At 63.2% G+C, this 25,640-nt stretch carries 29 protein-coding genes and 1 tRNA gene; 26 read left to right on the forward strand and 4 right to left on the reverse strand.

From position 1 onward, the window contains the following. Positions 1 to 112: 112 nt before the first annotated feature. From VMF11_07145 to VMF11_07170, 6 genes are all read left to right on the forward strand, one after another. Complete coding sequence (locus tag VMF11_07145; protein HTU70083.1) at positions 113 to 502, forward strand: RidA family protein; 390 nt, start codon at positions 113 to 115, stop codon at positions 500 to 502. Positions 503 to 584: 82 nt separating this feature from the next. Then, entirely contained in the window at positions 585 to 2,807 is a 2,223-nt protein-coding gene (locus VMF11_07150) for a hypothetical protein (GenBank protein ID HTU70084.1), read from the forward strand. A gap of 159 nt (positions 2,808 to 2,966) precedes the next feature. Next, positions 2,967 to 3,713 carry an SDR family oxidoreductase gene (locus VMF11_07155; protein ID HTU70085.1) on the forward strand — a complete coding sequence of 249 codons (747 nt, stop codon included), beginning with the start codon at positions 2,967 to 2,969 and terminating at the stop codon, positions 3,711 to 3,713. Next, positions 3,710 to 4,084 carry a DUF427 domain-containing protein gene (locus VMF11_07160; GenBank protein ID HTU70086.1) on the forward strand — a complete coding sequence of 125 codons (375 nt, stop codon included), beginning with the start codon at positions 3,710 to 3,712 and terminating at the stop codon, positions 4,082 to 4,084. The genes VMF11_07155 and VMF11_07160 overlap by 4 nt, the downstream gene beginning before the upstream one ends. A gap of 61 nt (positions 4,085 to 4,145) precedes the next feature. Further along, on the forward strand, positions 4,146 to 4,685 hold the full coding sequence (locus VMF11_07165; GenBank protein HTU70087.1) for a hypothetical protein: 540 nt from the start codon (positions 4,146 to 4,148) through the stop codon (positions 4,683 to 4,685). 72 nt (positions 4,686 to 4,757) lie between these two features. Further along, complete coding sequence (locus VMF11_07170; protein HTU70088.1) at positions 4,758 to 5,465, forward strand: type II CAAX endopeptidase family protein; 708 nt, start codon at positions 4,758 to 4,760, stop codon at positions 5,463 to 5,465. A gap of 82 nt (positions 5,466 to 5,547) precedes the next feature. Here VMF11_07170 and VMF11_07175 read toward each other — a convergent pair. Continuing rightward, a tRNA-Met gene (locus VMF11_07175) sits at positions 5,548 to 5,624 on the reverse strand. A 56-nt stretch (positions 5,625 to 5,680) separates the two neighbouring features. Between VMF11_07175 and add the strand changes: the two genes are divergently transcribed. From add to VMF11_07195, 4 genes are read left to right on the forward strand one after another with little or no spacing between them, the layout of a single operon-like run. Then, positions 5,681 to 6,712, forward strand: coding sequence for an adenosine deaminase (add, locus tag VMF11_07180; GenBank protein ID HTU70089.1), 1,032 nt, complete (start codon positions 5,681 to 5,683; stop codon positions 6,710 to 6,712). Next, complete coding sequence (locus VMF11_07185; protein HTU70090.1) at positions 6,699 to 7,367, forward strand: metal-dependent transcriptional regulator; 669 nt, start codon at positions 6,699 to 6,701, stop codon at positions 7,365 to 7,367. The genes add and VMF11_07185 overlap by 14 nt, the downstream gene beginning before the upstream one ends. Beyond that, positions 7,364 to 8,035 (forward strand): rhomboid family intramembrane serine protease, encoded by a 672-nt coding sequence (locus VMF11_07190; protein ID HTU70091.1) that lies wholly within the window; start codon positions 7,364 to 7,366, stop codon positions 8,033 to 8,035. The genes VMF11_07185 and VMF11_07190 overlap by 4 nt, the downstream gene beginning before the upstream one ends. Next, entirely contained in the window at positions 8,032 to 9,930 is a 1,899-nt protein-coding gene (locus VMF11_07195) for an ATP-dependent DNA helicase (protein ID HTU70092.1), read from the forward strand. Before VMF11_07190 ends, VMF11_07195 begins: the two co-directional genes overlap by 4 nt. A gap of 36 nt (positions 9,931 to 9,966) precedes the next feature. On the opposite strand, the gene VMF11_07200 is transcribed toward VMF11_07195, so the two are convergent. Together VMF11_07200 and acs are read right to left on the reverse strand one after the other, a co-directional pair. Further along, positions 9,967 to 10,131 (reverse strand): hypothetical protein, encoded by a 165-nt coding sequence (locus tag VMF11_07200; GenBank protein HTU70093.1) that lies wholly within the window; start codon positions 10,129 to 10,131, stop codon positions 9,967 to 9,969. 79 nt (positions 10,132 to 10,210) lie between these two features. After that, entirely contained in the window at positions 10,211 to 12,310 is a 2,100-nt protein-coding gene (gene acs / locus VMF11_07205) for an acetate--CoA ligase (protein HTU70094.1), read from the reverse strand. 100 nt (positions 12,311 to 12,410) lie between these two features. On the opposite strand from acs, the gene VMF11_07210 reads away from it, so the two are divergent. From VMF11_07210 to VMF11_07275, 14 genes are all read left to right on the forward strand, one after another. Beyond that, positions 12,411 to 12,905: a TlpA disulfide reductase family protein gene (locus VMF11_07210; protein ID HTU70095.1), complete on the forward strand. Its 495-nt coding sequence runs from the start codon at positions 12,411 to 12,413 to the stop codon at positions 12,903 to 12,905. A 6-nt stretch (positions 12,906 to 12,911) separates the two neighbouring features. Then, positions 12,912 to 13,958, forward strand: coding sequence for a heat-inducible transcriptional repressor HrcA (gene hrcA, locus VMF11_07215; protein ID HTU70096.1), 1,047 nt, complete (start codon positions 12,912 to 12,914; stop codon positions 13,956 to 13,958). An 18-nt stretch (positions 13,959 to 13,976) separates the two neighbouring features. Continuing rightward, positions 13,977 to 15,101, forward strand: a complete 1,125-nt coding sequence (dnaJ, locus tag VMF11_07220; protein HTU70097.1) for a molecular chaperone DnaJ — start codon at positions 13,977 to 13,979, stop codon at positions 15,099 to 15,101. 7 nt (positions 15,102 to 15,108) lie between these two features. Continuing rightward, positions 15,109 to 15,843 carry a 16S rRNA (uracil(1498)-N(3))-methyltransferase gene (locus tag VMF11_07225; GenBank protein HTU70098.1) on the forward strand — a complete coding sequence of 245 codons (735 nt, stop codon included), beginning with the start codon at positions 15,109 to 15,111 and terminating at the stop codon, positions 15,841 to 15,843. A 9-nt stretch (positions 15,844 to 15,852) separates the two neighbouring features. Beyond that, complete coding sequence (locus VMF11_07230; GenBank protein HTU70099.1) at positions 15,853 to 17,457, forward strand: diguanylate cyclase; 1,605 nt, start codon at positions 15,853 to 15,855, stop codon at positions 17,455 to 17,457. Positions 17,458 to 17,471: 14 nt separating this feature from the next. Next, complete coding sequence (locus tag VMF11_07235; GenBank protein ID HTU70100.1) at positions 17,472 to 18,188, forward strand: polyprenol monophosphomannose synthase; 717 nt, start codon at positions 17,472 to 17,474, stop codon at positions 18,186 to 18,188. 20 nt (positions 18,189 to 18,208) lie between these two features. Then, positions 18,209 to 19,057, forward strand: coding sequence for an acetyl-CoA carboxylase, carboxyltransferase subunit beta (gene accD, locus VMF11_07240; GenBank protein ID HTU70101.1), 849 nt, complete (start codon positions 18,209 to 18,211; stop codon positions 19,055 to 19,057). After that, on the forward strand, positions 19,054 to 20,043 hold the full coding sequence (locus VMF11_07245; protein ID HTU70102.1) for an acetyl-CoA carboxylase carboxyltransferase subunit alpha: 990 nt from the start codon (positions 19,054 to 19,056) through the stop codon (positions 20,041 to 20,043). The genes accD and VMF11_07245 overlap by 4 nt, the downstream gene beginning before the upstream one ends. Continuing rightward, positions 20,040 to 20,372 carry a hypothetical protein gene (locus VMF11_07250; protein ID HTU70103.1) on the forward strand — a complete coding sequence of 111 codons (333 nt, stop codon included), beginning with the start codon at positions 20,040 to 20,042 and terminating at the stop codon, positions 20,370 to 20,372. Before VMF11_07245 ends, VMF11_07250 begins: the two co-directional genes overlap by 4 nt. Continuing rightward, positions 20,369 to 20,713: a hypothetical protein gene (locus VMF11_07255; GenBank protein ID HTU70104.1), complete on the forward strand. Its 345-nt coding sequence runs from the start codon at positions 20,369 to 20,371 to the stop codon at positions 20,711 to 20,713. Before VMF11_07250 ends, VMF11_07255 begins: the two co-directional genes overlap by 4 nt. After that, entirely contained in the window at positions 20,706 to 21,686 is a 981-nt protein-coding gene (locus VMF11_07260) for a hypothetical protein (GenBank protein ID HTU70105.1), read from the forward strand. The genes VMF11_07255 and VMF11_07260 overlap by 8 nt, the downstream gene beginning before the upstream one ends. Next, positions 21,655 to 21,897: a DUF2630 family protein gene (locus tag VMF11_07265; GenBank protein ID HTU70106.1), complete on the forward strand. Its 243-nt coding sequence runs from the start codon at positions 21,655 to 21,657 to the stop codon at positions 21,895 to 21,897. Before VMF11_07260 ends, VMF11_07265 begins: the two co-directional genes overlap by 32 nt. A 618-nt stretch (positions 21,898 to 22,515) precedes the next feature. Beyond that, entirely contained in the window at positions 22,516 to 22,902 is a 387-nt protein-coding gene (locus VMF11_07270; GenBank protein ID HTU70107.1) for a helix-turn-helix transcriptional regulator, read from the forward strand. Positions 22,903 to 23,047: 145 nt separating this feature from the next. Further along, positions 23,048 to 23,647, forward strand: a complete 600-nt coding sequence (locus VMF11_07275) for a hypothetical protein (GenBank protein ID HTU70108.1) — start codon at positions 23,048 to 23,050, stop codon at positions 23,645 to 23,647. A gap of 27 nt (positions 23,648 to 23,674) precedes the next feature. On the opposite strand, the gene VMF11_07280 is transcribed toward VMF11_07275, so the two are convergent. Further along, positions 23,675 to 24,316, reverse strand: a complete 642-nt coding sequence (locus VMF11_07280; protein HTU70109.1) for an FMN-binding negative transcriptional regulator — start codon at positions 24,314 to 24,316, stop codon at positions 23,675 to 23,677. Positions 24,317 to 24,360: 44 nt separating this feature from the next. On the opposite strand from VMF11_07280, the gene VMF11_07285 reads away from it, so the two are divergent. Continuing rightward, a complete protein-coding gene (locus VMF11_07285; protein ID HTU70110.1) occupies positions 24,361 to 25,431 on the forward strand; it encodes an NADH:flavin oxidoreductase/NADH oxidase in 1,071 nt (356 codons plus the stop codon). 77 nt (positions 25,432 to 25,508) lie between these two features. Then, positions 25,509 to 25,634, forward strand: a complete 126-nt coding sequence (locus VMF11_07290; GenBank protein HTU70111.1) for a hypothetical protein — start codon at positions 25,509 to 25,511, stop codon at positions 25,632 to 25,634. The last annotated feature ends 6 nt before the right edge of the window (positions 25,635 to 25,640 follow it).

Consider the following 25,640-nt stretch of genomic DNA (forward strand, 5'->3'; position numbering starts at 1 on the left):
TCCGTGATGATGGTGGTGGTGAACGTGCGCCTGGGCAAGTGACATGGTGTTGTTGGGTTATAACAGGCTGCGCCGGGGCTGTCAAGGCTGATCGGCCGGAAAGGATGGATTCATGCACCGCGAGGTCATCGAGGTTCCGGGTATCTCGGAGGTCAGCCGCGGCCGCGGCGTGCCAATCTCGGCCGCGGTGCGGGCCAATGGCTTCATTTTCGTCTCGGGGACGCCCCCGATCGACCCCGCCGCCGGGACCTTCGAGCGGGGCAGCATTGCCGAGCAGACCGAACGCTGCCTGCGCAATCTGCAGCACGTTCTCGAGACCGCCGGATCGTCGCTCGAGAAGATCTGTATGGTCCGTGTCTACTCCTCGGGCGACCACTACCGGACGATCAATGAAGTCTACGCGCGCTTCTTTCCGGACAATCCGCCGGCGCGCACGTTCGTCCCGGTGGGCGATTGGCCGCTCGACTTCGATCTCGAGATCGAGTGCATCGCACTGGTGTAATTTGGACCATTGCGTGATTCGTTCACCGGGAGTAGCCTGTAGAGACCTCGCGAGCTTTTCATCGCGGGCAAAGGGGTGTGCTATGGGAACCCCGCTCAGCACCACGCACTGGACCGCAGTCGGACCCGCGCCGGTAAACAACGGTCCCGGGAATCTGCTTGTCAGCGGCCGGATCGAGGGCGTCGTGCCCCATCCGACCATCGCCAACCGCATTTTTGCGGCCGGACAGAACGGCGGCATTTGGCGCACCGACGACGGCGGCACGTCGTGGACGGCGCTCACCGACAGCGAGCCGAGTCTGGAATTCAACGGCTACCACCAGTTGCAGATGAATCCCGGTAACGCCGATATCATCGTCGGCGGGTTGGGCTCGCCAAACGGCGGCTTGCTGATCTCGCAAAACGGCGGAACGAGCTGGACCTACGCGACCATCACCAGCAACGACGACGTGCGCGGGCTCGGCTTCGATCCCGTTCTTGCAAATACGATCTACGTCGCAAACGGATGGAATGGCGTCTTCAAGTCGACGGATCTCGGAACGACGTGGACGCAGCTCACTCTCCCGGGCGGCTATTTTTCGGATCTGATTGTGACGCCGTCGGGCGCCATTTACACCGCGCTGTTGGGTAACGGCGGCGGCGCCGCATCGCAGAACGGGTTGTACAGGAGTGTCGACGGTGGAACGACATGGACGCAGCTCAGCTCGAGCGCGCTGCCGTCGGGAACCGCGCTCGGTGGCGGAAGCGCCGCGCGGCTCGCGTTCGGCGTGCACATTTTCTTCACCCACGTGGGGCGCTACGAGCAAGTGTACGCAACGTTCTTGCCGGTCGACGTCAACGGCAACGTGACCGGCGTGACGCGCGCCACCAGCGCCGACTCCGGTGCCACCTGGACCGCGCTCGCACCGTCGCCGGGAAACCTCGAGAACCGGAGCTGGCATCTGCTCATCGCGGTCGCACCGCTCAATCCGAATCTCGTCTTCGTGAACGATGCGTATGCGCTCTACATGAGCTACGATGGCGGCCAAACCTGGAACGCGGCCAACACGCCGGGTTGGGACTACGTGAATCTCGCCTTCGGTGCCGATGCGACCGTCTATGCGACCGCCGATCAAGGATTGTTGAGTTACAATCTCAACACGCAGCAGGCCGCCTCGCTCGTCGGCGATCTCGAGGTCACGCAGTTCTATACCGTCGCGCTGGATGCGCAGAATCCGCAGAACGTGTACGGCGTGGCTCAGGACCTGGGCGCGCTCAAGAGCACCGGGTCGGCGTCGTGGGTGAACGTGCCGGGCGGCGAGATCGGAAAATTCCTGGTCGATCCGACCAATTCATCGAACGTGTACAACTATAATCCGACCAGCAGCGGCAGTTTCGTCACGCAATCGCTCGACGGATATCAAACCCAGGCGACGATCCTGACCGATGCTCAGGCCGGCGTCCAAGCCGGCTACGGCGTGGCGTACGCAACGCAATACGCCTTCGTGATGGATCCCCAGAATTCCAAACGGCTAGCGCTGGGAACGACGAAAGTGTTCGTAACCGACGACGCGACCGTTGCGACGCCGGTATGGAACACGATCGGCGGCGTGCTCTCGAGCGCCGGCGGCGTGGATCAATTCATTCAGGCCTTGGCGATCGCCCCGTCCAACTCGAATGTGTTCTACGCGGCGACCCAGGATGGACACGCGTGGAATTCGGTGGATGGCTCGACCTGGCAAGCGTGCGATGACGGCATGTGGGGCAACGCCAACGGCGCGATCGCCGATCTGCGTGTTGACCCGAGCGATGCAGCGCACGTCTTTGCCGTTACCGGCGGCGGTGGAAAGGGCGTGTGGGAGCTGGTCGCCGGAACGTGGCAGAATCGGACCGGAAACCTGCCGACCGATCTCGGAAACAACACGATCTACGTCGACTGGACCTTCAGCACGCCGGTGCTCTACGTCGGCACGGGTCGCGGCGTGTATTCATCGGTCGACGGCGGGACGACCTGGAGCGTGTTTGCTCAAGGGCTGCCCAACACGCAGGTCAACAATCTCCAGGGGATTTTGCAGTGGCGTCCGTCCCGTTTCTTCGAACGGCAAACGCAGCTCTGCGCGGTGACGTACGGACGCGGCGCCTGGATGATCATGCTCAATTCGGCTCCGCTCGGATGGCCGTGGTGGCGAAAGCTTGCGCCCGCGCAACTGCAAGCGGGGCTCCTCAGCCAACCTCCGGCGAATCTACCGATCAACGTGGGGGTTACGAACGTGCCCGTGCAGGTAGGAGAGAATAATGGAATTCATCGAGTCGCTCTTCGGAATTAGCCCGGACGGTGGATCGGGGGCGCTAGAGACGCTCTACCTCGTACCTCTAATCGCGCTAGCGGTCTTTCTCGCCGTTCGCGCGGTTCGCCGGAGGTCGCGCAGCTAGCGTATTCACCCTCGCTTGAACCCATCGAGATGCGGATGCGGTTCTAGCCGAGTATGAACCCGCAAATCGTTCTCATCACCGGCGCGTTGGCCGGTATCGGCCGCGCAACCGCGCTGGCTTTCGCCAAGGACGGCGCCCGGCTCGCGATCTCGGGCCGTCGTGACGATGCCGGCACCGCTCTGGTTGCCGAGCTGCGCGCGCTTGGAGCCGAGGCCGAATTTTTCCGCGTCGACGTTCGTAACGACAACGAGGTTCGAACGTTCGTCGATGCGGTCGTCGCGCGCTTCGGCCGCCTTGATGCCGCCGTGAACAGTGCCGGCACCGAAGGGAAGACCGGTCCCATCACCGAGCAGACCGCGGAAAGCTACGCGGCCACCTTCGATACCAACGTGCTCGGCACGCTGCTGAGTATGAAACACGAGCTGCGCGTGATGGAGGCGCAAGGATCGGGTAGCATCATCAACCTTTCGTCGACGGTGGGGCATCGCGGAGCACCCGGCGCAGCACTCTACACGGCGAGCAAACACGCTGTCGAAGGGCTGACGAAGGCCGCCGCACTCGAAGCGGCGGCGTTCGGCGTACGCGTCAACGCGATCGCTCCCGGCCCGGTCGATACGGAAATGCTGACGCGCTTCACCGGCACGCCCGATCGTAAGGCGGCGCTGATCGCCGGCGTACCGTTCAAACGCGCGGGCAAGCCCGAGGAAATCGCGGACGTCATCCTCTTTCTCGCCTCGGAGAAAGCCTCGTTCATCACCGGGCAGATCGTCGACGTCAACGGAGGCAAAACGGCCGCATGAAGACCATGAAAATTCCCAATGCCGATCATCCGATCACGATCGAGCCGAGCAAATCGCGCGTTCGCGTGATCGTCGCGGGACGCACCGTCGCCGACACGCGCGCGGCGCTCACGCTGCGCGAGAGCGACTATCCGCCGGTGCAGTATGTTCCGCGTGGCGATGTCGACATGTCGCTGCTGGAGCGGACCGACAACGCATCATATTGTCCCTATAAGGGCGACGCGGCGTATTTCAGTATTCGCACCGGCGGAGAACGCGCCGTGAACGCCGTCTGGACCTACGAAGAACCGTATGACGCCGTCGGGCAGATCAAGGAGTATCTCGCCTTTTACCCCGACCGCGTCGACTCGATCGAGGAGCTGCCGGCGTAAAAGAACCACTCTGCGTGAAACAATCCCCGTCGAGTGGCGTAGACTCTGGCGGGAGGGCCGTATGACAGAGAGGCGCGCGTATCGCTTAGAATTCTACGTCATCTCATTCGCGGTACTTTTTGCGGCTGTGTATCTCGCCTGGCAAGTCGCTCATGGTGGGGTGGTGACGCATCATTTGCTCGATCAACGCAGCCTGCCGGGATTTTCGAATTGGTGGGGCCTCGCGATTATTCCGCTGATCGGTTGGCTTGCAGCGTGGTCGGTGCAACGCCGCGCAGCCGTCGACGCAACGGCGCTTACCAAAGCCGCTGCTGCAGCCGTCGGCGCGCTGCTCGTCGGCGTAGCACTATCGATATCTTTTGCGATCGACCGCGGTGGGAACGCCACGTTCTACATATTTGTGGCCGCGCTTGCGTCAGGACTCGCATTGCCTACCTATCGGGCGGAATACGTCTTCGGCTTTGTCATCGGGATGTCGGTCGTTTTCGGCCTCGTGCTGCCGAGCATTCTCGCACTCGTCGCAGTTACGATCTCGGTGACCTTTCATTTTCTCGTGCGACCGGCTTTTGTATGGACGGTGCGCCGCGTCCGAGCGTCATAACGAGCACGCGCTCATACGACAGATACGCGGCAGGTTCGAGGTGATTCAACAAGTTGCCGAAAAACATACGTAATGACACTTGCTGGTGCAATCTATCCTCTTGCCTTCGCGGTCTACCTTTTACTGGTGCTCCCCATTCTTTCGGCCTTGCGGCACCGCCGGGAGCGGGCTCGCGGCGGTCGTGACCCTCGGGCGAAGGCACGTTTCCTTCGAGCTACCTTGTTCAGACAGATCGTCAACTTCTTACTGTTCTGTTTACTGTTCTACGCTCTCCGGTTCTTTGACGGAGTTCCGGCGTCGCGTCTTGGACTCGGCGCGCCAACCTCGTGGTGGTTGGCCGGAGGTTTGGCCATAGCGGCTTTTGCGTTCTTCACGGTGACGGCTGTTCTCCAAAGACCGAGGGGTGCCGAAATTCGAACAATGGCCGAAGAGCGCGCGAGCGCGTTGATTCCAAGGTCAACTGAGGAACGGCGCTTGTGGGCGGGGATCTGCATCGCCGGAGGGGTGTTCGAGGAACTGGCGTACCGGGGATTCTTGTTTTACTTCTTGAGTGCCGTGATTCCACACATCGATATCGTTGAAACCGTAGTGATTAGCTCTGCGCTGTTCGGTCTCGCGCACATCTATCAAGGGTGGCGCGGAGTCGTATCGACGGGAGTTGCCGGTCTGGTTTTGGGTGGTCTCTACGCGCTGAGCGGTAATCTCCTGGTCCCCATCGTAGCGCACGTGATGGCGAACCTACGCTTGCTCCTGATTTTACCGCCCGAAGAGCCTCCCTAGCTAGGCGACTCCGCTGGCTCAATAAGTCACGCAAAAAAACAAGCAGGTCCAACAACGTTTCCGTTATTGGACCTGTTCGAGTTGGTTGCGGGGGCAAGATTTGAACTTGCGACCTTCGGGTTATGAGCCCGACGAGCTACCGGACTGCTCCACCCCGCGGTGGAGAGGCTTGGATACGGCGGAGCGAATGCCTTTCCTTCCGAATCGTTCCGGTCGTGCAATCGCTCGATCCGGCCATCGCGAGTCTACCAAAGATCCACCTGCATTGCCACCTCGAAGGGTGTCTGCGGCCGCAGACCTTTGTCGATTTGACCCGCCGCTACGGCCTCTCGACGCGGTATCGTCCCGGTGCCGCCGAGGTGGCGGGACCGACCGATCCTGCGCTGGTCTACCAATTCTCCGGCTTTCCCGAGTTCTTGCTGATCTTCGCCGCCGTGAGCCGGGCGCTCGCTTCGCCCGACGACTACGCCCGCCTCGCGCACGAGTTCGTTCACGATGCGCTCGCACAGAACGTCGTCTACGGCGAGCTGTTCATCTCGCCGTCGGTGTGGGCGTATTTCCACCCCGGTCTCGATCTGGTCGCGACCATTCGCTCGATGCTCGCCGAACTGCGTCTGGCACGTGCGCACGGTGCGGAGTTTTCGCTCATCGTCGACGTCACGCGCAATTTCGGTGCGGAATCGGCGATGCGTACCGCGCGTCTGGCAGCCTCGCTTGCGGGCGACGGCGTGATCGGCATCGGGCTGGGCGGCGACGAGGCTCGCTTTCCCGCCGGGGGCTTCGGCGAGGTTTTCGCGGTCGCACGTGCGCACGGGTTACACACGGTCGCGCATGCGGGCGAGGCCGACGGCGCGCGCAGCGTTCGCGCCGCGATCGAGATCGGTGCCGAGCGTATCGGTCACGGCGTGCGCGCAATCGAAGATCCCGCGGTCGTCGCGCTGTTACGCGAGCGCGGCATCGCGCTCGAAATCTGTCCAACGTCCAACCTCTGCACCGGTACGGTTCCCGCCGGCGCAGACCATCCGCTGCACGAACTGGACGCAAACGGCGTGCTCGTCACGATCGATGCCGACGATCCGGCGATCTTCGGGACCTCGATTTCACAGGAGTATGCGCTGGTCGCGCAGCGTGCCGGGATCGAGACGTTGCGGCGGTACATCGCGCAGGCGGCCGGCGCCGCCTTTCTGGAACCGGCAGCGAAAGCGGCGCTGGCCGCGAAGTTGGAACGCAGAGATGTCCGGTCATAGCCATTTCACCGAGTCGATCGAGGAATATCTCGAAGCGGTGTATCGTTTGGAGCGCGAGGGGCCCGGGGTGACGACCTCGGGCCTGGCGACCTCGCTTGGCGTTGCTCCGGCGTCGGTTTCGGGCATGCTCAAGAAGCTGGCGAAGGACGGCTACGTGGAGCAAGTCGGCCGCGGTGAGGTCAAGCTCACCCAGAAGGGCCTTGCCGTCGGCGTGCGCGTGCTGCGCCGTCACCGCATCGCCGAACGGTTTCTCAACGAGATCCTCGGCATGCCTTGGGACCAGGTGCACGACGAAGCGTGCGTGCTCGAGCACGCGATCTCATCCAACGTCGAAGCGCGGCTGCTCAAGCTGCTCAAGGACCCGACGACCTGTCCGCACGGACAGCCGATCCCGCCGAACGATTTGAGCGATCCGGTTCGCAGCGGTGAACCGCTCGCGCAGATGCCCGAGGGCACACACGCGCGCATCCAGAGCGTCACCGAAGAGTTTCCGGAGATTCTGCGTTATCTTGCCGAGATCGGGCTGCGCCCCGGTGTCGAGATTTCACTCCTGAAAAAAGCGCCGCTCGGCGGTCCGCTCACCATCGCCGTGAACGGTAAAGAGCACGCCATCTCACTCGAACTCGCCGGTTTGGTCACGGTTCTCGCGGCGTGATCACCCGCGTCCTCATCTACCTGAACGTCCTCGCGTTCGCGTGGGAAGTGCTCGTCGCCGGCCCGGGCATGCTCTCGCTGATGGGCGGCGGAAACGAACTCGCGGTCCTCAACGCGGGCGCGCTCTGGCCCGCGTCGGTGCTGGTCGATCACCAGTGGTGGCGCATCCTGACGTCGGCCTTCTTGCACGGCGGGCTGCTCCATATCGGCGTCAACATGATCTCGCTGTGGTATCTCGGCCGGTTCGTCGAAGCGATCGCCGGATCGCCGCGCACGGCGATCATCTATTTCGTCTCGCTCGTCGCCTCGGGCTTCGGCGTCGTCTACCTGAGCCCGGCCGCGAACGCGATGGTACCCACGCTCGGCGCCAGCGGTGCGATCTTCGGCCTCTTCGGCGCGCTCTTCGCGATCGGGTTCAAGCTCGGTCCGCCGGGCATGCAGCTCGTGCGGGCCAACATCGGAATCTTGGTGCTGAACCTCATCATTACGTTTACCGTGCCGCAAATCGCGTGGGAGGCCCACGTCGCCGGCCTCATCGTCGGATTCTTTCTCACGCTGTTGATCTTCACGCCGCCGCGTCGCGTCGCTCCGGTCGTGACCGATGCGAGAACCGGCGACCAATACGAGACCGAATACCAAACGCCCGAACCGCCGCATCCCCATCGATGAACGAAACCTCCACCGAGGAACTCTTCGCACCCGGCGGGCCGATCGCGCGCGCGCTGCCGGGCTTCGAAGCGCGTCCCGGACAAGTGCAGATGGCCAAATCGATCGAGCGCGGCATCCTCGAAGGGATGCATACCATCGTCGAGGCCGGTACGGGTGTCGGAAAATCGCTCGCCTATCTCGTGCCCGCGGTGCGCAGCGGGAAGAAGATCGTGCTCTCTACCGGCACGATCGCGCTGCAAGAGCAGCTCGTGCGCAAGGACATTCCGCTGGTGCAGCGCGCACTCGATATTCCGCTGCGCGTCACCCTGCTCAAAGGCCGGGGTCATTACCTGTGCAAGCTGAAATTCAAGCGCATGCGCGCCGAACGTTTGATTGCGAGCTCGCGCACGATGGAAGAGATGTGGGCGTGGGGGGCGCGCACGCAGACCGGCGACCGCGCCGAACTCCCGTTTCTTCCTCCGGCTGACGAATGGGAGATGCTCGATGCCGATGCCGACGATTGTACCGGCGAATTTTGCGAGCATTTCCGCGATTGCTGGTTCTTCAAAAAGCGTGACGAGGCGAAATACGCCGATCTCGTGGTCGTCAATCACGCGCTGTTCTTTCTCGACCTCGCCGTCGGCGGAGGTCTGCTCCCACCCTACGACGTCGCAATCCTGGACGAGGCGCACCAGTGCGAGCGCTGGGCGACCGACGCGCTGACCGCCACGATCTCGCGCGGCTCGCTCAATCGCATGATGCGTAAATTGCATCGCACCTACACGCTGCCGGTCTCTTTCGACGGCGAGTTCGACGAAGGGATGCGCGCGCTCGAGTCGGCGCTCGCGAGCGTCCCCGGCGAGCGTTACCCGCTGGGAGCGAACGAAGGTGCGTGGCCTCCGCTCGACGGCCTGCGAGCGACCCTCTACAAGCTCGAGAACTGGCTCTACGCCAATTGGCATTCGGCGCTGAAAAAGCGAGTCGAAAACGATGCCGAAGCGGAACGCCGCCGCGACTTGGCGATGCGCGGAATCCTCGCGCATCAAGGCGCGATCGACCGCGCGCAATTGCCGTCGGATGAAGCGATCGCCTGGGTCGAGCGCGGCGAGCGCGACGGACGTTACGAGGTGAACAGCGCGCCGTTCGATGTGGCGGAGTTCCTGCGCGCGGCGCTCTTCGCGCGCACGGCGAGCGTCGTACTCACCAGCGCCACGATCTCGATCGACGAGGATTTTGCCTTTCTGCGGCGTTCGCTGGGCATCGGTGATGCCCAGGAGCTGGTCGCGCCTTCGCCGTTCGATTACGAACGGCAGGCGCGGCTCTACATCGCGCCGCCCGAGGTCAATCCGAAGACGCACGACTTCGCGCGCAAAGCCGCGCCGATCGTCGAAGAGTGCCTCGATCGCTGCCGGGGGCGCGCCTTCGTGCTGTTCACCTCGTACGCGCGGCTGCGCGAGGTCTACGCGCTCGTGCGTGAGCGCATTCCCTTTCCGGTGAAGTTGCAAGGGGAGCTGCCGCGGGCGCATCTGCTGCAGTGGTTCCGCTCGACGCCCAATGCCGTGCTCTTTGCCACCGGCACGTTCTGGGAAGGGATCGACGTCGTGGGCGACGCCCTCTCGTGCGTGATCATCGACCGCCTGCCGTTTCCTTCGCCGGCCGATCCGCTCGTGATGGCGCGGGTCCGCGATCTCGAGGCGCGCGGGCACGACGGTTTCGAGGATTACATGATCCCGGCCGCGATCGTCCGGCTCAAACAGGGCTTCGGGCGTTTGATTCGCAGCACCAGCGACACCGGCGTCGTCGCGCTGCTCGACGGCCGCGCCGCTTCGACCCGCTACGGCGAGCGGATTCTGCGCGCGCTGCCCCCGGCTCGCCGCATAACGCACCTCGATGAATTGACGGAATTTTTTGCCTAATCCGTCCTGATCGGACCGGCGTATAAGGGGTATGCGTTACTTTATTGCGATTCTCGCCGCCGCGTTTATCACGGCCGCCCCGGCGATAGCCGACTCGATGATGGGCTCGCCCAAGCCCAGCCCCTCGTCCATGCACTCGATGAAGAGCATGCACTCGATGAAAAGCACCCACTCGATGAAGAGCGATTCGATGAAGAGCAATCACATGATGAAGAGCTCCTCATCGATGATGAAGAGCTCTCCGACACCCAAACCGACCAAAGCGCCCTAACGGAAGCGCTTATTCTATCTGACCGAACTGCTTGATGTCTTCGGGGCCATCTTGCATGACGCGTTTCTCCGCGCCTTGCACTTGCACGCGGATGGCCTCGACGATATCAGGGTTCGCCAGGGTGGTGATATCGCCGGTGTCCATGTTGTTCGAGATCGCGGCGAGAACGCGCCGCATGATCTTGCCGGAGCGCGTCTTGGGCATGTCGGGAACGATCCGCACGTTCGTCGGCCGCGCGATCTTGCCGATCATCGTCTCGATGGTGTGGACGACTTTATGAGAGATCTGCGGACTCGCTTCGATGCCGGGCTTGAGCGAAACGTAGACCTCGGGAGCGCGTCCACGAATTTCGTCGACGATCGGAACCGCCGCCGCCTCAGCCACCTCATCGACGGTCAAACACGCCGATTCGATCTCCTTGGTGCCGAGCCGGTGGCCGGCGACGTTGATCACGTCGTCGACGCGCCCCAAGATGCGGAAATACCCGTCTTCCGCGAGCAGCGCGCCGTCGCCGGCGAAATACGGCCAGTCGCGCCAGTCGGTGCTCTTGGGGTTCCGGCAATATTTCGCGTAGTACGTTTTCACCATGCGGTCGGGATCGCCCCAGATCGTCTGCATGATGCCCGGCCACGGATTGAGGATACAGATATTGCCGGCGCGGCTCGAACCCGCCGGAAGTTCCTTGCCCTGCTCGTCGTAGATGACCGGGTAGATGCCCGGTAAACCGGGGCCGGCACTGCCGGGCTTCATCACGTCCAGAGCGGGAATCGTGCTGCAAAGAAAACCGCCGGTTTCCGTTTGCCACCAGGTGTCGCAGATGACGGCTTCACCCTTCCCGACGGCATGATAGTACCAGCGCCACACTTCGGGTTCGATCGGTTCACCGACCGTCGTCATGTGCTTGAAGTGATAGTCGTACTTGGCGGGCTCGTTCGGTCCTGAACGCCGCAACATCCGGATCGCCGTCGGTGACGTGTGGAAAATGTTGACGTCGAGCTGTTGCGCGATGCGCCAAGGCCGTCCGGGATCCGGATAGGTCGGAACCCCTTCGTAGATCACCGTCGTCGCCGCAACCGCGAGCGGGCCGTAGACGATATAGGAATGTCCGGTGATCCAACCGATGTCCGCCATGCACCAGTACACGTCTTCGGGGTGGATGTCCTGAATGAACTTCGAGGTTCCGGCGACGTAGGAAAGATAGCCGCCGGTGCCGTGCTCGCACCCCTTGGGCTTGCCGGTCGTACCACTGCTGTACATCAGGAAAAGCGGAGCAGTGGAATCCATTGAAAGAGGCGCGACGAGTTTGGCCTTGTACTTCGTGAGCTCGTCGTTCACGAAGAAGTCGCGCCCGTCGACCATCGGCGTCGGCGAGGAGTACCGGTCGCGATGGCGTTTCCAGACCAGCACTTTGTCGACGGCCTGACCCTCTTTTGCCGCCGTCTTGACGGCGATGTCGGCATTTGCTTTGTGATCGATGAGTTTGCCGCTGCGGTAGTAGCCGTCCATCGTGATCAAAACGCGGCTGCCCGAATCGGCGATTCGAGTGCCGCACGCCTCGCCGCTGAAGCCGCCGAAGACCTCGGAATGCACGACCCCGATGCGCGCGCATGCCAGCATCGTAATCGGCAGTTCGGCCGCCATCGGCATATGCAGCGTGACCCGGTCGCCGGGTTTGAGGCCCGCGAAATCCTGCAGCAACGCGGCCATCTCGTTCACCCGAACGTAGAGCTCCTGATAGGTCAGCGGCTCGATCGGCGCGCCCTCGTCCTCGGGGACGAAGATAATTGCTGCCTTGTTCTTGTATTTCGCCAGATGGCGGTCGATGCAATTGGCCGACGCATTGAGTTTTCCGCCGACGAACCATTTCCAGAACGGCGCTTTACTCGTATCGAGCGTGGTGTGCCAATAGCGATCCCACGTCAGCAGGTCTGCATACTCGCGGAAGCATTCCGGAAAATGCTCGACCGAAAATCGCTCTCTGATGCCGGGGTCGGTCAGGTTCGCTTGCCGGATAAATTGCGGAGAGGGGCTGTAATAGGGTTCCTCTTGCCAATGAACGGCAATCTCGGCTTCGGTAACCTTGAGCTCTGGCTTGCTTGCGACCGTCATTACGCGGGCCTCCGTCTGCTGTTATGCGGATGCGCTCTGCACTCTCGGATTGCGAGTTCACCGGGGATGCTTCCTAATGCCTGCCGAAAAAATCGAGCAAATGATTGCCGCGTTTGTGCTCGCCGCGCTCACCGAGGCAGCCAACATTCACGAGCATATGCCGCCTCCCGATTTCACCTTCCCAACCGCTAAGGGGACGAAGCAGCTGTACGATCTGCGCGGCAAGGTGGTCGTACTGAACTTTTGGGCGACCTGGTGCCCGCCGTGTACCGACGAGCTCAAGGATTTCGTTCGTGCCGAAAGCGCCTACGGGAAAAAGATCGAGATGCTCACGATCTCGTCCGAGCCGCACCTGGTGGCGTCCAGCTATTTGATGCACTGGGACATCGATTTGCCGGTGATCGAAGACCTGAACGGCTCGATTTCCAAGATGTACGAGGTCCCGCCGATTCCGCTGACCGTGGTGATCGATCCGAGTGGCAACGTATCCTATATTTCCCGCGGCGAGCTCTCGTGGCCCGAGCTCAATTCGGCAATCGAGCACGCGCTTGCGACTCCGGCAGTTGGCACTCCGGGTCCCGGAGTGCTAAGATAGCAGGCTATGAAGCATGAGGGCGCGCTGGACAAACGTAAGGCGTACATCCTGGCGACGGTGGTCTACGAATACATCGCAACCGCCGAGCCGGTCGGTTCGAACACGCTCACGCAAAAGTACAATCTCGGGGTGAGTTCCGCCACGGTCCGCAACGAGATGGCCGAGCTGGAAGCCTCGGGCTATCTCGTGCAGCCCCATACCTCGGCCGGGCGCGTCCCCTCGGACGCCGGCTACCGTACCTACGTCGACGATCTGATGCAGCCCGAGACGCTGGCGCCCGGCGATCGCAAACGCATCCGCGAGGATTTACGCGAAGCTAGCCGCGAGCTGGACGAGGTGATCGAGAGCGCCACGCGATTGCTGGGCCGCATCTCGAACAACCTCGCGTTCGTCACGAAACCGCAGTCCGACACCCAAACATTCAAGCACATTCAGCTGATCTGGCTCTCGGTGCGGACGGGCGTGGCAATCGTGGTCACCTCGCTCGGCGTGGCGGCGCAAACGCTGTTCGAAGTGACGTTCGATCTCGACGCCGACACGCTCACGAAACTCTCCAACGCACTCAACGCGCGGCTGGGCAATCGGCTGATGCGCGACATCGGCGAGCGCGATGTACAAGCCGCGGTCGAGGAACTCGGGCTCTCCGACGAACTGCGCGGTGCGGTGCTCTCGGCGTTACGAAGCGCACGCAGCGTCGAAGCACCCTCGATTACCGCGGCCGGCGCGCAGAACTTGCTCGATCAGCCCGAATTCCATGACCTGCGCAAGCTCCGTTCGATTCTGCGCATCGTCGAAGAACAGAAGACGCTCTACGACATGGTCGCCGACGCGATTGCCAGCGAGACACCCAGCGTGAAGATCGGCGCCGAATTCGGAAGCGACGAGCTGGCCGATCTCTCGGTCGTCACCGTGCCGTACCACGTCGGCCGCAAAGCGATCGGGATGCTCTCGATCCTCGGGCCGCGTCGTATGCCCTACGCCCGCCTGGTCGCGCTCGCCTCGGGAACGGCCGATACTCTTTCCGAACGGCTCTCCGACGTCGACATACAGTAAGGAAACTCCCCGGAAGAAATGCCCACCAAGGATTACTACGAGGTCCTGGGCGTCGCGCGCAGCGCCTCGCCCGATGAGATCAAGCGCGCGTATCGGACGCTCGCGCGCCGGCACCACCCCGACGTAGCGGCCGACAAGACGCGCGCCGAGCATCTCTTCAAAGAGATCAACGAGGCCTACGAAGTACTCTCCGATCCGCAAAAACGCGCGCAATACGATCGCTTCGGCACCGTAACCGGTCCGCAGAACGGCGCGGATTTCGGGTTCTCGGGATTCGGGCCCAATGGGTTCGGCGACATCTTCGACATGTTCTTCGGCGAAGCTCGTGCTCAAAGCGGCCCGCGTCGCAGCGGCCCGCAGCGCGGTTCGGATCTGCGCTACGATCTGGGCATCACCTTGGACGAAGCGTTCAGCGGCACCACCAAAGAGATAGCGTTCTCGCATCTCGCACAGTGCGAGACGTGCAAGGGCTCGGGCGCGCAACCGGGCTCGCTGGTGGCCGGGTGCGAACGCTGTCACGGCAGCGGCATCATGCGCACCGTGCGTGAGACCCCGCTCGGGCAATTCGTCACGCAGACCACGTGCACGACCTGCCACGGTGAAGGACACGTAGTTACGCAGCCGTGCACCGCCTGCCACGGCCGCGGCCGCCACGAAGTGGAACGCAAGCTCACCGTGCGCGTACCCGCCGGCGTCGACGACGGTTCGCGCATCCGCATCGCCAGCAACGGCGAAGCCGGCATCCGCGGCGGTTTGCCCGGGGATCTCTACGTGTATCTCAGCGTCGCGCCGCATCCGCTCTTCAAACGCGACGGACTGGAAACGTTCGTCGACGTTCCGCTCAGTTTTCCGCTCGCCGCACTCGGCACGACGATCGAGGTTCCCTCACTCGAAGGGCCGCTGCCCTTGACCATCCCCGCCGGAACGCAAAGCGGAACGGTCCTGCGCCTACGCGGTCACGGCATGCCGTCCGTGCGCGGATCGCAGCGCGGCGATCATCACGTCACCGTTCACGTCCTCGTACCGACCAAGTTGAACAAGCGGCAACGCGAACTGCTCGAAGAGTACGCACGCGCCGGCGGCGATGCGATCGAGGAGAGGAGTTTCTTCGATCGCGTGAAGGAAGCGTTCCGCCCCGAGTAGGGCAGCGATGCCGGCGCGGCGCTTTTTCGTTCCCGACGTTCATCGGCTCGGCGAATTGGTTGCGATCGACGGCAGCGACGCGCACAAGATCGCGCACGTCCTGCGTCTGCGCGACGGTGATGAAATCGAAATCGTCGATTCGGCCGGCGCGGTGTTTGCGGCGCGGCTCGAAAGCCGCGATGAGAATCTGGCCGCACGCTTGACGGAACGGCGTGCCTCGCACGCCGGCAGCGAGGTTGCGATCGACGTCGCGCAAGCGATCCCAAAGGGTGCGAAGATGGAGTTCGTGGTCGAAAAACTCAGCGAACTCGGCGTGCGCGCGCTGCTTCCGTTCGAAAGTGAACGCACGGTTGTGCGCGATCCGCGTGACGCCAAGCTCGAGCGCTGGCGGCGGGTGGCGCGCAGCGCCGCGCAGCAGAGCGGGCGCAGCGATGTGATCGCGATCGAGGAACCGGCGGCATTCACGCAGGTGTGCGAACGGATGGACCGCTACGACCTCGTGCTGCTGCCGTGGGAACTCGCCGAACCGCAGCCGCTGCGGGGGCGGCTGCCGGAATTGATCGCCGGAGCGCGCCGGATACTGGTCGTGATCGGCCCGGAAGGCGGCTTTTCACACGCCGAGGCCGAGTTGGCCCAGGCCGCGCGCGCGCGCCCGATTTGGCTCGGGCCGCGCATCCTGCGCACCGAAACGGCGGCGTTGGCCGTGGCGGCAATTCTCGGCTACGAACTGCTCGGCCGATAACCCTAGTACATGATGGAACGCCAGAGCCCACGCCGAAGGCGGGGCGCCGGAACCATCGGCGCGATCGCGGTCACCGGCGTCCTGCTTGTGCAGGTCGCCGCACTCGTCATGCTCTCCGACGCGGCGACGACGACCATGCATTTGGCGGCAATCGCGACCAGCGTGGCCGCGATTCTCGTCGTCGGTGCGCTCTATTTCGCATTGGTACGCCCCGGCGCGGCGCGTTGGGAAGCGCTGGTCCGGCGTCTGGAGCAGCAGCGCGAGAGCTTCCGCTCGATGTTCGATTACCATCCCGACGCGATCGCGGTGATCGATGCGAGCGGACGCATCGTGCGCGCGAACGTCGAACTCGAACGTCTGACGCTCTACCGCGTCGAGGAACTGATCGGTGCGCCGCTCGAGAGCCTCGCCCCGGTGCCGGATGAGATCGAGCACGCCGGGATCGCGCAGTCTCTTTTCTCCGACGTACCGATGCGTTTCGACGCCGCGCTCCGCGCGCGCAACGGGGCGTCGGTGATGGTGCGCGTCGACACGGTTCCGATGCGAGTCGGCGACGTGCTCGAGGGCGTGTTCGTCATCGCGCGCGACGTCACGCGTGAACGGCAACTCGAATTTCGCGAGCGGCTGCAGCGCGAGCGCTTGCGCTCGCTGGCGCGGATCGCATCGGTGCATGCCGGTTCGGTGGACCGCCAGATCAGCGAGACGCTCCAATACGCCGTGCGCGCGCTCGAGATGCAGGGCGGCGGAGTTTCGCGCGTCCGTGCCGACCAAGTGCAGATCGTGCATGCCGTCGGGAATGGTGTCACCGTCGGCATGACTTGGCCGTTCGCCGAGTCGTTCACGCGGCACATCTACGGCACGAACAAGGTGCTCGCGTTCGCCGGCGACGGAAATGACGAGTGGGCGGGCGATCCGGCGCAGCTTCGCTTCGGCTGGCGAGCCTTCATCGTCGCGACCGCCTTTGCCGACGGCGTGCCCGTCGGCGGCATTGCGTTTACGTCGATGCGTGCGCGAACGTTACCGTTCGAAGAGGCGGATCTCGATTTCGTGCGCGTCGTGTCGGCGATGATCGGCGCATCGCTCGCGCGCGAACAGCGTGAAGAAGAGCTGGAAGAAATCGCGTATGTCGATCCGGTGACGCGTCTGCCGAACCGGCGCTACGTCATGGACCAATTACGCATGGCCATCGCGCGAGCCGAGCGCAGCGGCGAACAGGTGATCATGTATTTCATCGATCTCGACGGCTTCAAAGCGGTGAACGACGCGTTCGGACATGCGATCGGCGATCAATTTCTAGCGATCACCGCGGGGCGTTTGCGCGCGATTTTGCGCGAAGGCGACGTCCTCGCGCGCGCGGGCGGCGACGAATTCGTCGCCCTCCAAATGGCCACGAGCGGCGATACCGGAGCACTGCGCCTCGGCGAACGGCTGATCGAAGCCGCATCCGAGCGCGTAGTGTTCGACGGAGCCGGCGTCACGGTCGGCGCGAGCGTGGGCATCGCGATCTATCCGCTCCACGCACGCACCGCCGAAGAGTTGCTCGAACGAGCCGACCAGGCGATGTATGCGTCGAAGCGCGCCGGCAAAGGCGTGGCAACGCTCTGCGGAGTATAGCGTCCCGCTAGACTATGCCGAAATTACCCTTCTCGATCGTCGTCCCGACGTATAACGAGGCCGGCGGTATCGAGCGTTTGCTCCGAGCCGTGAACGAGGTCTTCACCAAACATGATCTCGACGGCGAGATCATCGTCGTCGACGACAATTCGCCCGACGGAACCGGCGCGATCGTCGATCGCCTTGCAGCGGAGTTGCCCGTTCGTTGTCTCCACCGTCCCGGAAAACTCGGCCTCTCGAGCGGCGTGATCGACGGGTGGGCGTTTGCCCGACCGCAATCGCAAGCGCTCGGTGCGATGGACGCGGATTTCAGCCACGACATCAACATCTTGCCCCAGATGGTCGCGGCGCTGGAGTCGGGCAAGTATGGTTTGGCGATCGGCAGCCGCTATGTCGAGGGCGGTGGAATCGTCAATTGGCCCAAGCGGCGCATCATTACCTCGCGCGTAGCCTGTGCTCTCGCACGCCCGCTCACGCCCGTGAAGGATCTCACCAGCGGTTATTTTCTGGTCAAACGCGAAGCGCTCGAAGGGGTCAAACTCGATCCGATCGGCTTCAAGATCGGGCTCGAAGTGATCGCCAAGGCGCACTACGGACGCGCGATCGAAATCCCGTATGTTTTTACGGACCGCGTCGTAGGTGAGTCGAAGCTGAATCAGAACGAAATATTCAACTACCTCAAGCAATTGCGAAAGCTATACGCCGCTCGGTTTCTTCCGGGGCAACAATAGGTCAGCAACAAACGATGTCGATGATTCCCGACTGGCTGCGCAGCCGTCGCAGCAAGAACTCCGACGGACGCGACGCGGCGCTCTGGACCAAGTGTCCGGTTTGCGGCGAAGTGCTCTATCGGCGCGACCTCGCGGCGAATCTCGACGTCTGCACCAAGTGCGGCTACCATTTCCGCATGAACGCCTACGATCGGATCAACACGCTGATCGACGGTGATTTCACCGAGATCGGTGCGGAGATTCTTCCCGGCGATCCGCTCGGCTGGGTCGACAAGAAAACCTACCCGGTCAAGCTCGCCGGCGATCGCGAGAAGAGCGGCATTTCGGAAGGCGTGGTGTGCGGTATCGGCGCGATCGACGGGTTCGAGATCGCGCTTGGGGTCATGGATTTCCATTTTCGCGGCGGCACGATGGGCACGGTCGTCGGCGAACGCGTCACGCTCCTATTAGAGGAAGCGCGCCGCCGCAAACTGCCTTGCATCATCTTCACGGCCTCGGGCGGCGCGCGCATGGAAGAAGGCATGTTCGCCCTGATGCAGATGGCCAAGACCACCGGCGCCGTCGCACGCCTCAAAGAAGAGGGGCTGTTCTTCGTGACCGTGCTGACCGATCCGACGACCGGCGGCGTCTCCGCCTCGTTCGCGTTCGAAGCCGACGTGATTCTGGCCGAGCCCAAGGCGATGATTGGGTTCGCGGGCCGCCGGGTGATCGAGCAAACGATTCGCCAGAAGCTGCCGGACCAGTTTCAAACCGCGGAGTTCTTGCTCGAACACGGTCAGATCGACATGGTCGTCGACCGGCACGATCTCAAGCGCACGCTGGTGCGCTTGCTCGAATACGCGCGCGGCGCGATCGGAGCAAGCCCGTGAACGGGAACGTGATCGTCGAGCGCGAGCGCGGTTTGCTCGAAGTCGAGCGGCGAATCGCCGACCTGCGCAGCGCCAACCTCAATCAGCCGGTCGATTTTTCAGCCGAAATCGCCGCGCTCGAGCAAAAATACGAAAGCCTCCAACGCGAACTCTTCGGTTCGCTCACGCCATGGGAGAAGGTCCACATGGCGCGCCACCCGAGCCGTCCGACCTCGCTCGATTTTATCGGGCAGTTCGACCGGTTCGACGAGCTGCACGGCGATCGCGAGTTCCGCGACGATCCGGCGATCGTCGCCGGCTTTGCGCTCTTGCGCGGGCGCGCGCTGATGGCGATCGGGCAGCAGCGAGGCCGCGACACGAAGGAGAATCTGCGCCGCAACTTCGGCATGGTCACGCCCGAAGGGTATCGCAAGGTCCAGCGGCTAGCACACATAGCCTCGCGTTTGGGTCTGCCGATTCTGACGTTCATCGACACCAAGGGCGCCGATCCCGGCATATCGTCCGAGGAGCATGCGCAGTCCGAAGCGATCGCGACCTGCCTGTACGAATTCACGCGCGCCCGCGTTCCGATCGTCGCGGCAGTGATCGGCGAGGGCGGATCCGGTGGGGCGCTCGCGCTTGGAATCGCCGATTTCATCGTCATGCTCGAGCATGCGGTGTACTCGGTTGCATCGCCCGAAGGCTGCGCTGCAATTTTGTGGGGCGATGCCGCCAAGGCCGAGGAAGCGGCCGCGCGGCTCAAGCTGACCTCGGCAGATTTGCTTCGGTTTGGTATCATCGATGAGATCATTGCCGAACCGCTCGGCGGCGCGCATCGAGATCCACAAGCCGTGATTGCCACGGTGCTGGGTGCGATGTCGGGGGCGGTTGAAAGGCTCGCACGCTCCTCACCCGAGGAGTTACGAGAGGCTCGCTATCGGAAGTACCGCCGGGTAGGCGCATGGCAAACGGAGCGCCGGGAAGACATCGAAACACGGGTACGGTGAAGCGTCACACGCGCGCTTCGCTGATCTGGCGCTTCCTGGGACGTCTCGGCGCGACCGCGCTGGCGTTGCTCATTTTCACCCTGGTCGCCATCCAGTTTGCTCGCGTCATCGGTCAAAACGTCGCGTTGGGGCACGAGCTTGCCTCGACGCAGAGCGACATCTTGCAATTGCAGGCGCGCCGCGCGTGGCAGCTGCGGCAACTGCGCCGCCTCGAGGATCCCGAAGGCGCGATTCCCGAGATCCACGATCGCCTGCGTCTCGTGCGCTCGAACGAAGCGATCGTCTTCGTGAGCCCGCTCCCCTCGCCGCAGCCCTCTCCCACGCCGTGAGCGATCGCGTCTACGGATTCGTGATCAACCTGAACGCATACGGCGCGGCCGTGCGGCTGGAAAGCGGAGAACTCGCGAGCGCGCCGGCGGGCGACGTTGAAGCCCATCGCAACGATTACGAACGCGCGATGTCCACGCGCAAGTCGCTGGCCTTCGAACGCCATCCGGGGGCGCGCCGCGCGATGGTGACGATCGTTCCGCGGATCGACGAGCCCGAGCTCGACGCCCAGATCGCGCAGTATCTGGAGAGCACGTCGGAATGGGAAAACGACGAAAACGGCGTACCTGCGCACGAACGGCATTTCTTGCAGAAGAAGAAGCGCGCCAAACTTTTTGAGTAAACACCAAGCCGTCATTTCGATCGGCACGAACTCGACGCGTGTCGTGCTGGCCGACATGGCGCCGGATATTCCGCACGTCGATTTGGCCAATTCGATCGGCACGCGCGTCGGCGAGGGGCTGCGCGAACGCGGATCGCTCGGCGAAGAGCCGATGCGCCGCACGCTCGACGCGGTAAAGCTGCATCTGCGCGCGGTGCGGGGACATTACCTGCGGCTCTTCGTCATCGCCACCAGCGCGCTGCGCCGCGCCGAGAACGGCGCGGAATTCACCGCGCAGGTCGAGGGGCTCACCGGCGTACCGGTGCAGATTCTCACCGGTGACGAGGAAGCGGCGGCGTCGTATCGCGGCGCGATCACGGCGTTCGGGCCGCCGCATCCGCAAGCGCTCGGCGTGGTCGACGTGGGCGGCGGAAGCACCGAATACGCGATCGGCGAAGGGCCGGCGCCCAGCCGCACGATCTCGTGCGAGATCGGCGCGGTTCGCATGACCGAAGAATTGCCGCTCCTGGCAGGTCTCGATGGCGTGGTCGATCTGGACACGATCGAACGCGCGCGTGCGGTCGCGCGCGAGGCGCTCGCGCCGATCGCCGAGTTCGCGAAGGTCGCGCATCTGGCTCTGGTCGGTGGTTCGGCCACGACCGTCGCGGCGTTGCTGCGCGGCAAGAAGACGAAGATCGACACCTACGAAATCTCGCGCAGCGATCTGCAGCGCGCGCTCGTTCGGCTGTGCGCGCTGACGCTCAAAGAACGCAAGGCGCTCGACGGGATGAAGCCGCAGCGCGCGGACATTCTGCCGGCCGGCATCATCGTACTCGAAAGCGTGCTCGATATCGCCGGGCACGACCGCGCGACCGCGACCACCGCCGATCTCTTGCTGGGATATCTGCTCCAGCAGCGCGACCGGGCAGGACGAGCCGGGTACGGCCCCGGATGGAGTCCGCATGGAAGATCAGGCTATACACCAGCACATTGAGGACCTGGTCGCCGAGGAGCACCGGCTGCTCGCGCGCGGCGAAGCGGGGCGCCTCATGCCGCCCGAGCGTTTGCGTCTGGAAGAAGTCCAGGTGCAGCTCGACCGGTACTACGATCTGTTACGTCAACGCCGCGCGCGCCGCGACGCCGGACAAGATCCCGACGTCGTGCACATGCGCTCGGCCGATACCGTCGAACACTACCAACAGTAACCAGAGGCGACCGAAACCGGGATGATGGTGGAACAGGCAGACACAGCAGACTTGGGGTAAGCCCCTCGAGCCGCAGGATCGGAAACGCCCTGCGGGATGCGCTCAAATTCGGCGAACTCTAACTAGTTGTTACCCTGAGCGTAGGCGCGAAGCGCCGAAGTCGAAGGGCCGCTACACGACAACGCCGAGCTAAGCGGAATCGCACGTTCGTGCGATTCCCGAAAGTGTAGAGACTGGACGGGCGCGACCTAAACACGTTCGGCGATGCTGAACATGCATGGCCAAGGCACAGTCCGGACCACAAACGTGAACGCGGTAGCGAAAGCTATAGTGGTGCGAAAATCTGCAGCTGGAAACAGCGTCCGGGTTCGACTCCCGGTCATCCCAAAAACATTTTCCTTATCTTCCGCCGCACCGGCGCGGTCTTATGTGTCACCCTGAGCTTGTCGAAGGGTGGCACACACCTGGTTTGTCACGGACTTGTCACCGTGTCCGAGCCGCTTGAAATCGACGTTGTTGTATGTGACAACGACCCGTTGGTGCTTGCAGGCAGGCTTTAGCTCGTTTTTGTCCTGTATTCTGGACAAATCTGGTCGCCGCTGCTAGGATGAGCGAGAAATGGCGTTACCCAATCCCATCGCGCGCTTGAATGAGGCACTTCGAATCAACCTCGTGGTTCTGCGAGCGAGAGCCGGCCTTTCGCAGGCTGCGTTAGCGAAGCGCTCAGGCGTATCGCGGGCGATCATCTCGGAACTGGAACAGGGGCGCGGCGACGTCCGCCTTACGACCCTAGCACGCGTCGCACAAGCTCTTGGCGCCACCGTGAACGAGCTCTTGGAGCCGTGGCATCCCCGTCCGCCAACCGAGGACGAACTCGCCCGTCGCGCGCGGGAAGACGATTTTATCGACGCCGAAACCCTGCTCGCGGCGATGGACGAACGAACGACGACTCCCCGCTATAGCCGGCGTGGGCGCCGGCCGGCGAACCCCGGCGCCGTGAGATAATCTTCCCGTAACCCATTAGGGGCATAGACTTCGTTCCAACCCGCGCCTGGATCGAGACTGAGCCCTCTGACATCCTGAACTGTGCTTGTGGGGGGTTCGACTCCCGGTCATCCCATAAACTTTTCTCTCGTTGCCGGAGCCGTCTATGTCAAAGCTCGGGGCCACCCTGTTGATTGCAATCGGAGCGCTCGCCATAGTGATCGGCGCCCCGGGCGTGTATCTCGCGCTCTACGCATACGCGAACGTGGACGTTCTAAATGAGAGCAGCTTCTACATCACGGCCGGCGGCATTGCGATCGCTGCGGCCGTCGGCATACTGGCCGCATACAGCGCAGACCCGGAGCGGAGTCGATTTCCGTCTTGGGTCCTGAGTCTGGTCATCCTCGCCGGGAGCGTCCTGGGCGTCGGCTACGACACGGTGAATCGCTTGCAATTGGAACGCGAAAGAATGGCCGCGGTGCAGATGCAGTCCGCGCTGCGCCGTGAAAATGCGACCTTACAAGGCGAGAACGTGCGCATTAGAGAGACGGCGGCTAAGACCTACGCGTCGGCTCTTGCCCTCGATCGCAGCGGCTCCGCAGCGCTCGCGTCGATCCAACGCGAGACGGCCACGGCGGGCACGATCAACCAAGAAACGCTCGGCATCGCCGATCAGGCGCGCTCGCTACAGTCGTCTGCGATAGCTGCGCTGCTTCGCTTGAGACGCGACTGGCGAACCTCGCTTTGCGAAAAGCGCCCGCGCTGATTCTACTTTGCGCGCTGACGGGCATCGTCAGGACTCGCGTGCGTCGAGGTCCGCTCGCATGTAGGCGGCAATTGCCAACGCGTCGGGGTTCCCGAGTTTCTCCAAGCCCGCGATAACGCCGGCGACGTTCTCCGCCGGGTGGTGGCGATTCAATTTGAAGAGGCCGGTCAATTCCTCGACGCGCATCTCTAATCCGACGATTGCCTTGAGTTGCGATTCCAAATAATCCGGCGGGGCTTCGTCGATCGTCCAGTGCGAACCGGCGCGCGTCTCCTGCGCAACCGTGAGCCGTGCCACGAACTCGCGCAGCCATCCCGTGTCCTCGATGAATCGCACCCGACCGCGTGCCTCGACGGCGACGTAGTCGAACGTGGGCACCACCCGACCATTGATGCGCTTGGTGGCGTACCAGGTCGGCGAGACGTAGTGATCGGCGATACGAAAGAGCGCCGCGCCGCGGCCGTCGCCGCCGCGCCATTGGTTGTTGGCGCGAGCGATGTGACCTTCCAGGATCACCGCGTCGTCTTCGACGCGCGCGAGCAGCGGCACGTAGGTGACGACCGGCTCGCCCTCGGCAACGGTGATAAATGTCGCAAGCGGATGGCCGGCGATCAGATCGAGAAGCGGTGCGCGCTCGTCGGCGCGGACGTGTGGCGGGCGATAGGTCATTCGGTAGCGCAACCCTGGTTTGAGTGAGTGGGTACGTAATTTTCGTGAGTACGCTATTCTCCCCCATCATGCTGCGCGATTTGACGCTGGAGAACCGGATCGTCGTCTCGCCGATGTGCCAGTATTCCTCGACCGACGGGAACGCCAACGACTGGCACGTCGTCAACCTCGGCCACTTCGCCCTTTCCGGGCCCGGTCTGGTCTTTTTCGAAGCGACGCACGTCAGCCGCGAAGGGCGCATCACCGATCACGACCTCGGCCTCTATTCCGACGAGAACGAAGCGGCGATGGCGCGTGTGATCGCGTTCGTTCGCACCTGGACCAAGAGCAAGATCGGCGTACAGCTCGCCCACGCCGGCCGCAAGGGATCGACGGTGCCGCCGTGGCAGGGCGGCGGCCCCGCGAGCGGCGAGCACGCCTATCAAACCGTCGCGCCCTCCGCGCTGCCGTATTCGAATTGGCCGCCGCCCAAGGCGCTCGACGATGCCGGCTTGCAAAAGATCCGCAATGATTTCACTGCCGCGGCCAAACGCGCGCAGCGTCTCGGGCTTGACGTGATCGAGCTGCACTTTGCGCACGGCTATCTCGCGCACGAATTTCTCTCGCCGCTTTCGAACCGGCGCACCGACGCGTACGGCGGCTCGCTCGAAAACCGGATGCGTTTCCCGCTCGAGCTTTTCGATTCGGTTCGCGCCGCGTGGCCGCAACGCAAACCGCTCGGCGTACGCATCTCCGCCAGCGATTGGGTCGCGGGCGGTTGGGATCTCGAGCAGTCGATCGTGTTCGTCCGGGAACTACACAAGCGCGGCTGCGATTTCGTCGACGCCTCGAGCGGCGGCCTCTCGCCGGATCAGCAAATTCCGCTCGGTCCGGGCTATCAGGTGCCCTTTGCCGAGGGCATCCGGAAGGCAACCGGCATGACGACGTTTGCGGTCGGCATGATCACGCAGCCTGCGCAGGCCGAGGAGATCGTGAGCACCGGACAGGCCGATTGTATCGTGATCGCGCGCGGTTTCATCCGCAATCCGCGCTGGGTCTGGGATGCGGCCGACCAGCTCGGCGGTGAGCCATTCGTCCCACCCGAGTATCTGCGCGGCCGCAAATTAACGACGTAACGTTTGCGTTTCAAAACGGCGAATCGGGTTAGAATATCCTAGGGAGGGCCGATGATACCCCTAGGAGGGTGCGTGTCATGAAAGCACTATTCGCGTTTATCTTTCGCGCTGCACCGGCCGCGCACAATGATTCGCTCCGCGCCAATCAGTTCGACGACGCACCGCGGTTTAGCCCGTGGCGCGCAATGCTGCCCCACCTGTAAATCGGC

Source organism: Candidatus Baltobacteraceae bacterium, assembly GCA_035502855.1.
GTDB lineage: Bacteria > Vulcanimicrobiota > Vulcanimicrobiia > Vulcanimicrobiales > Vulcanimicrobiaceae > Aquilonibacter.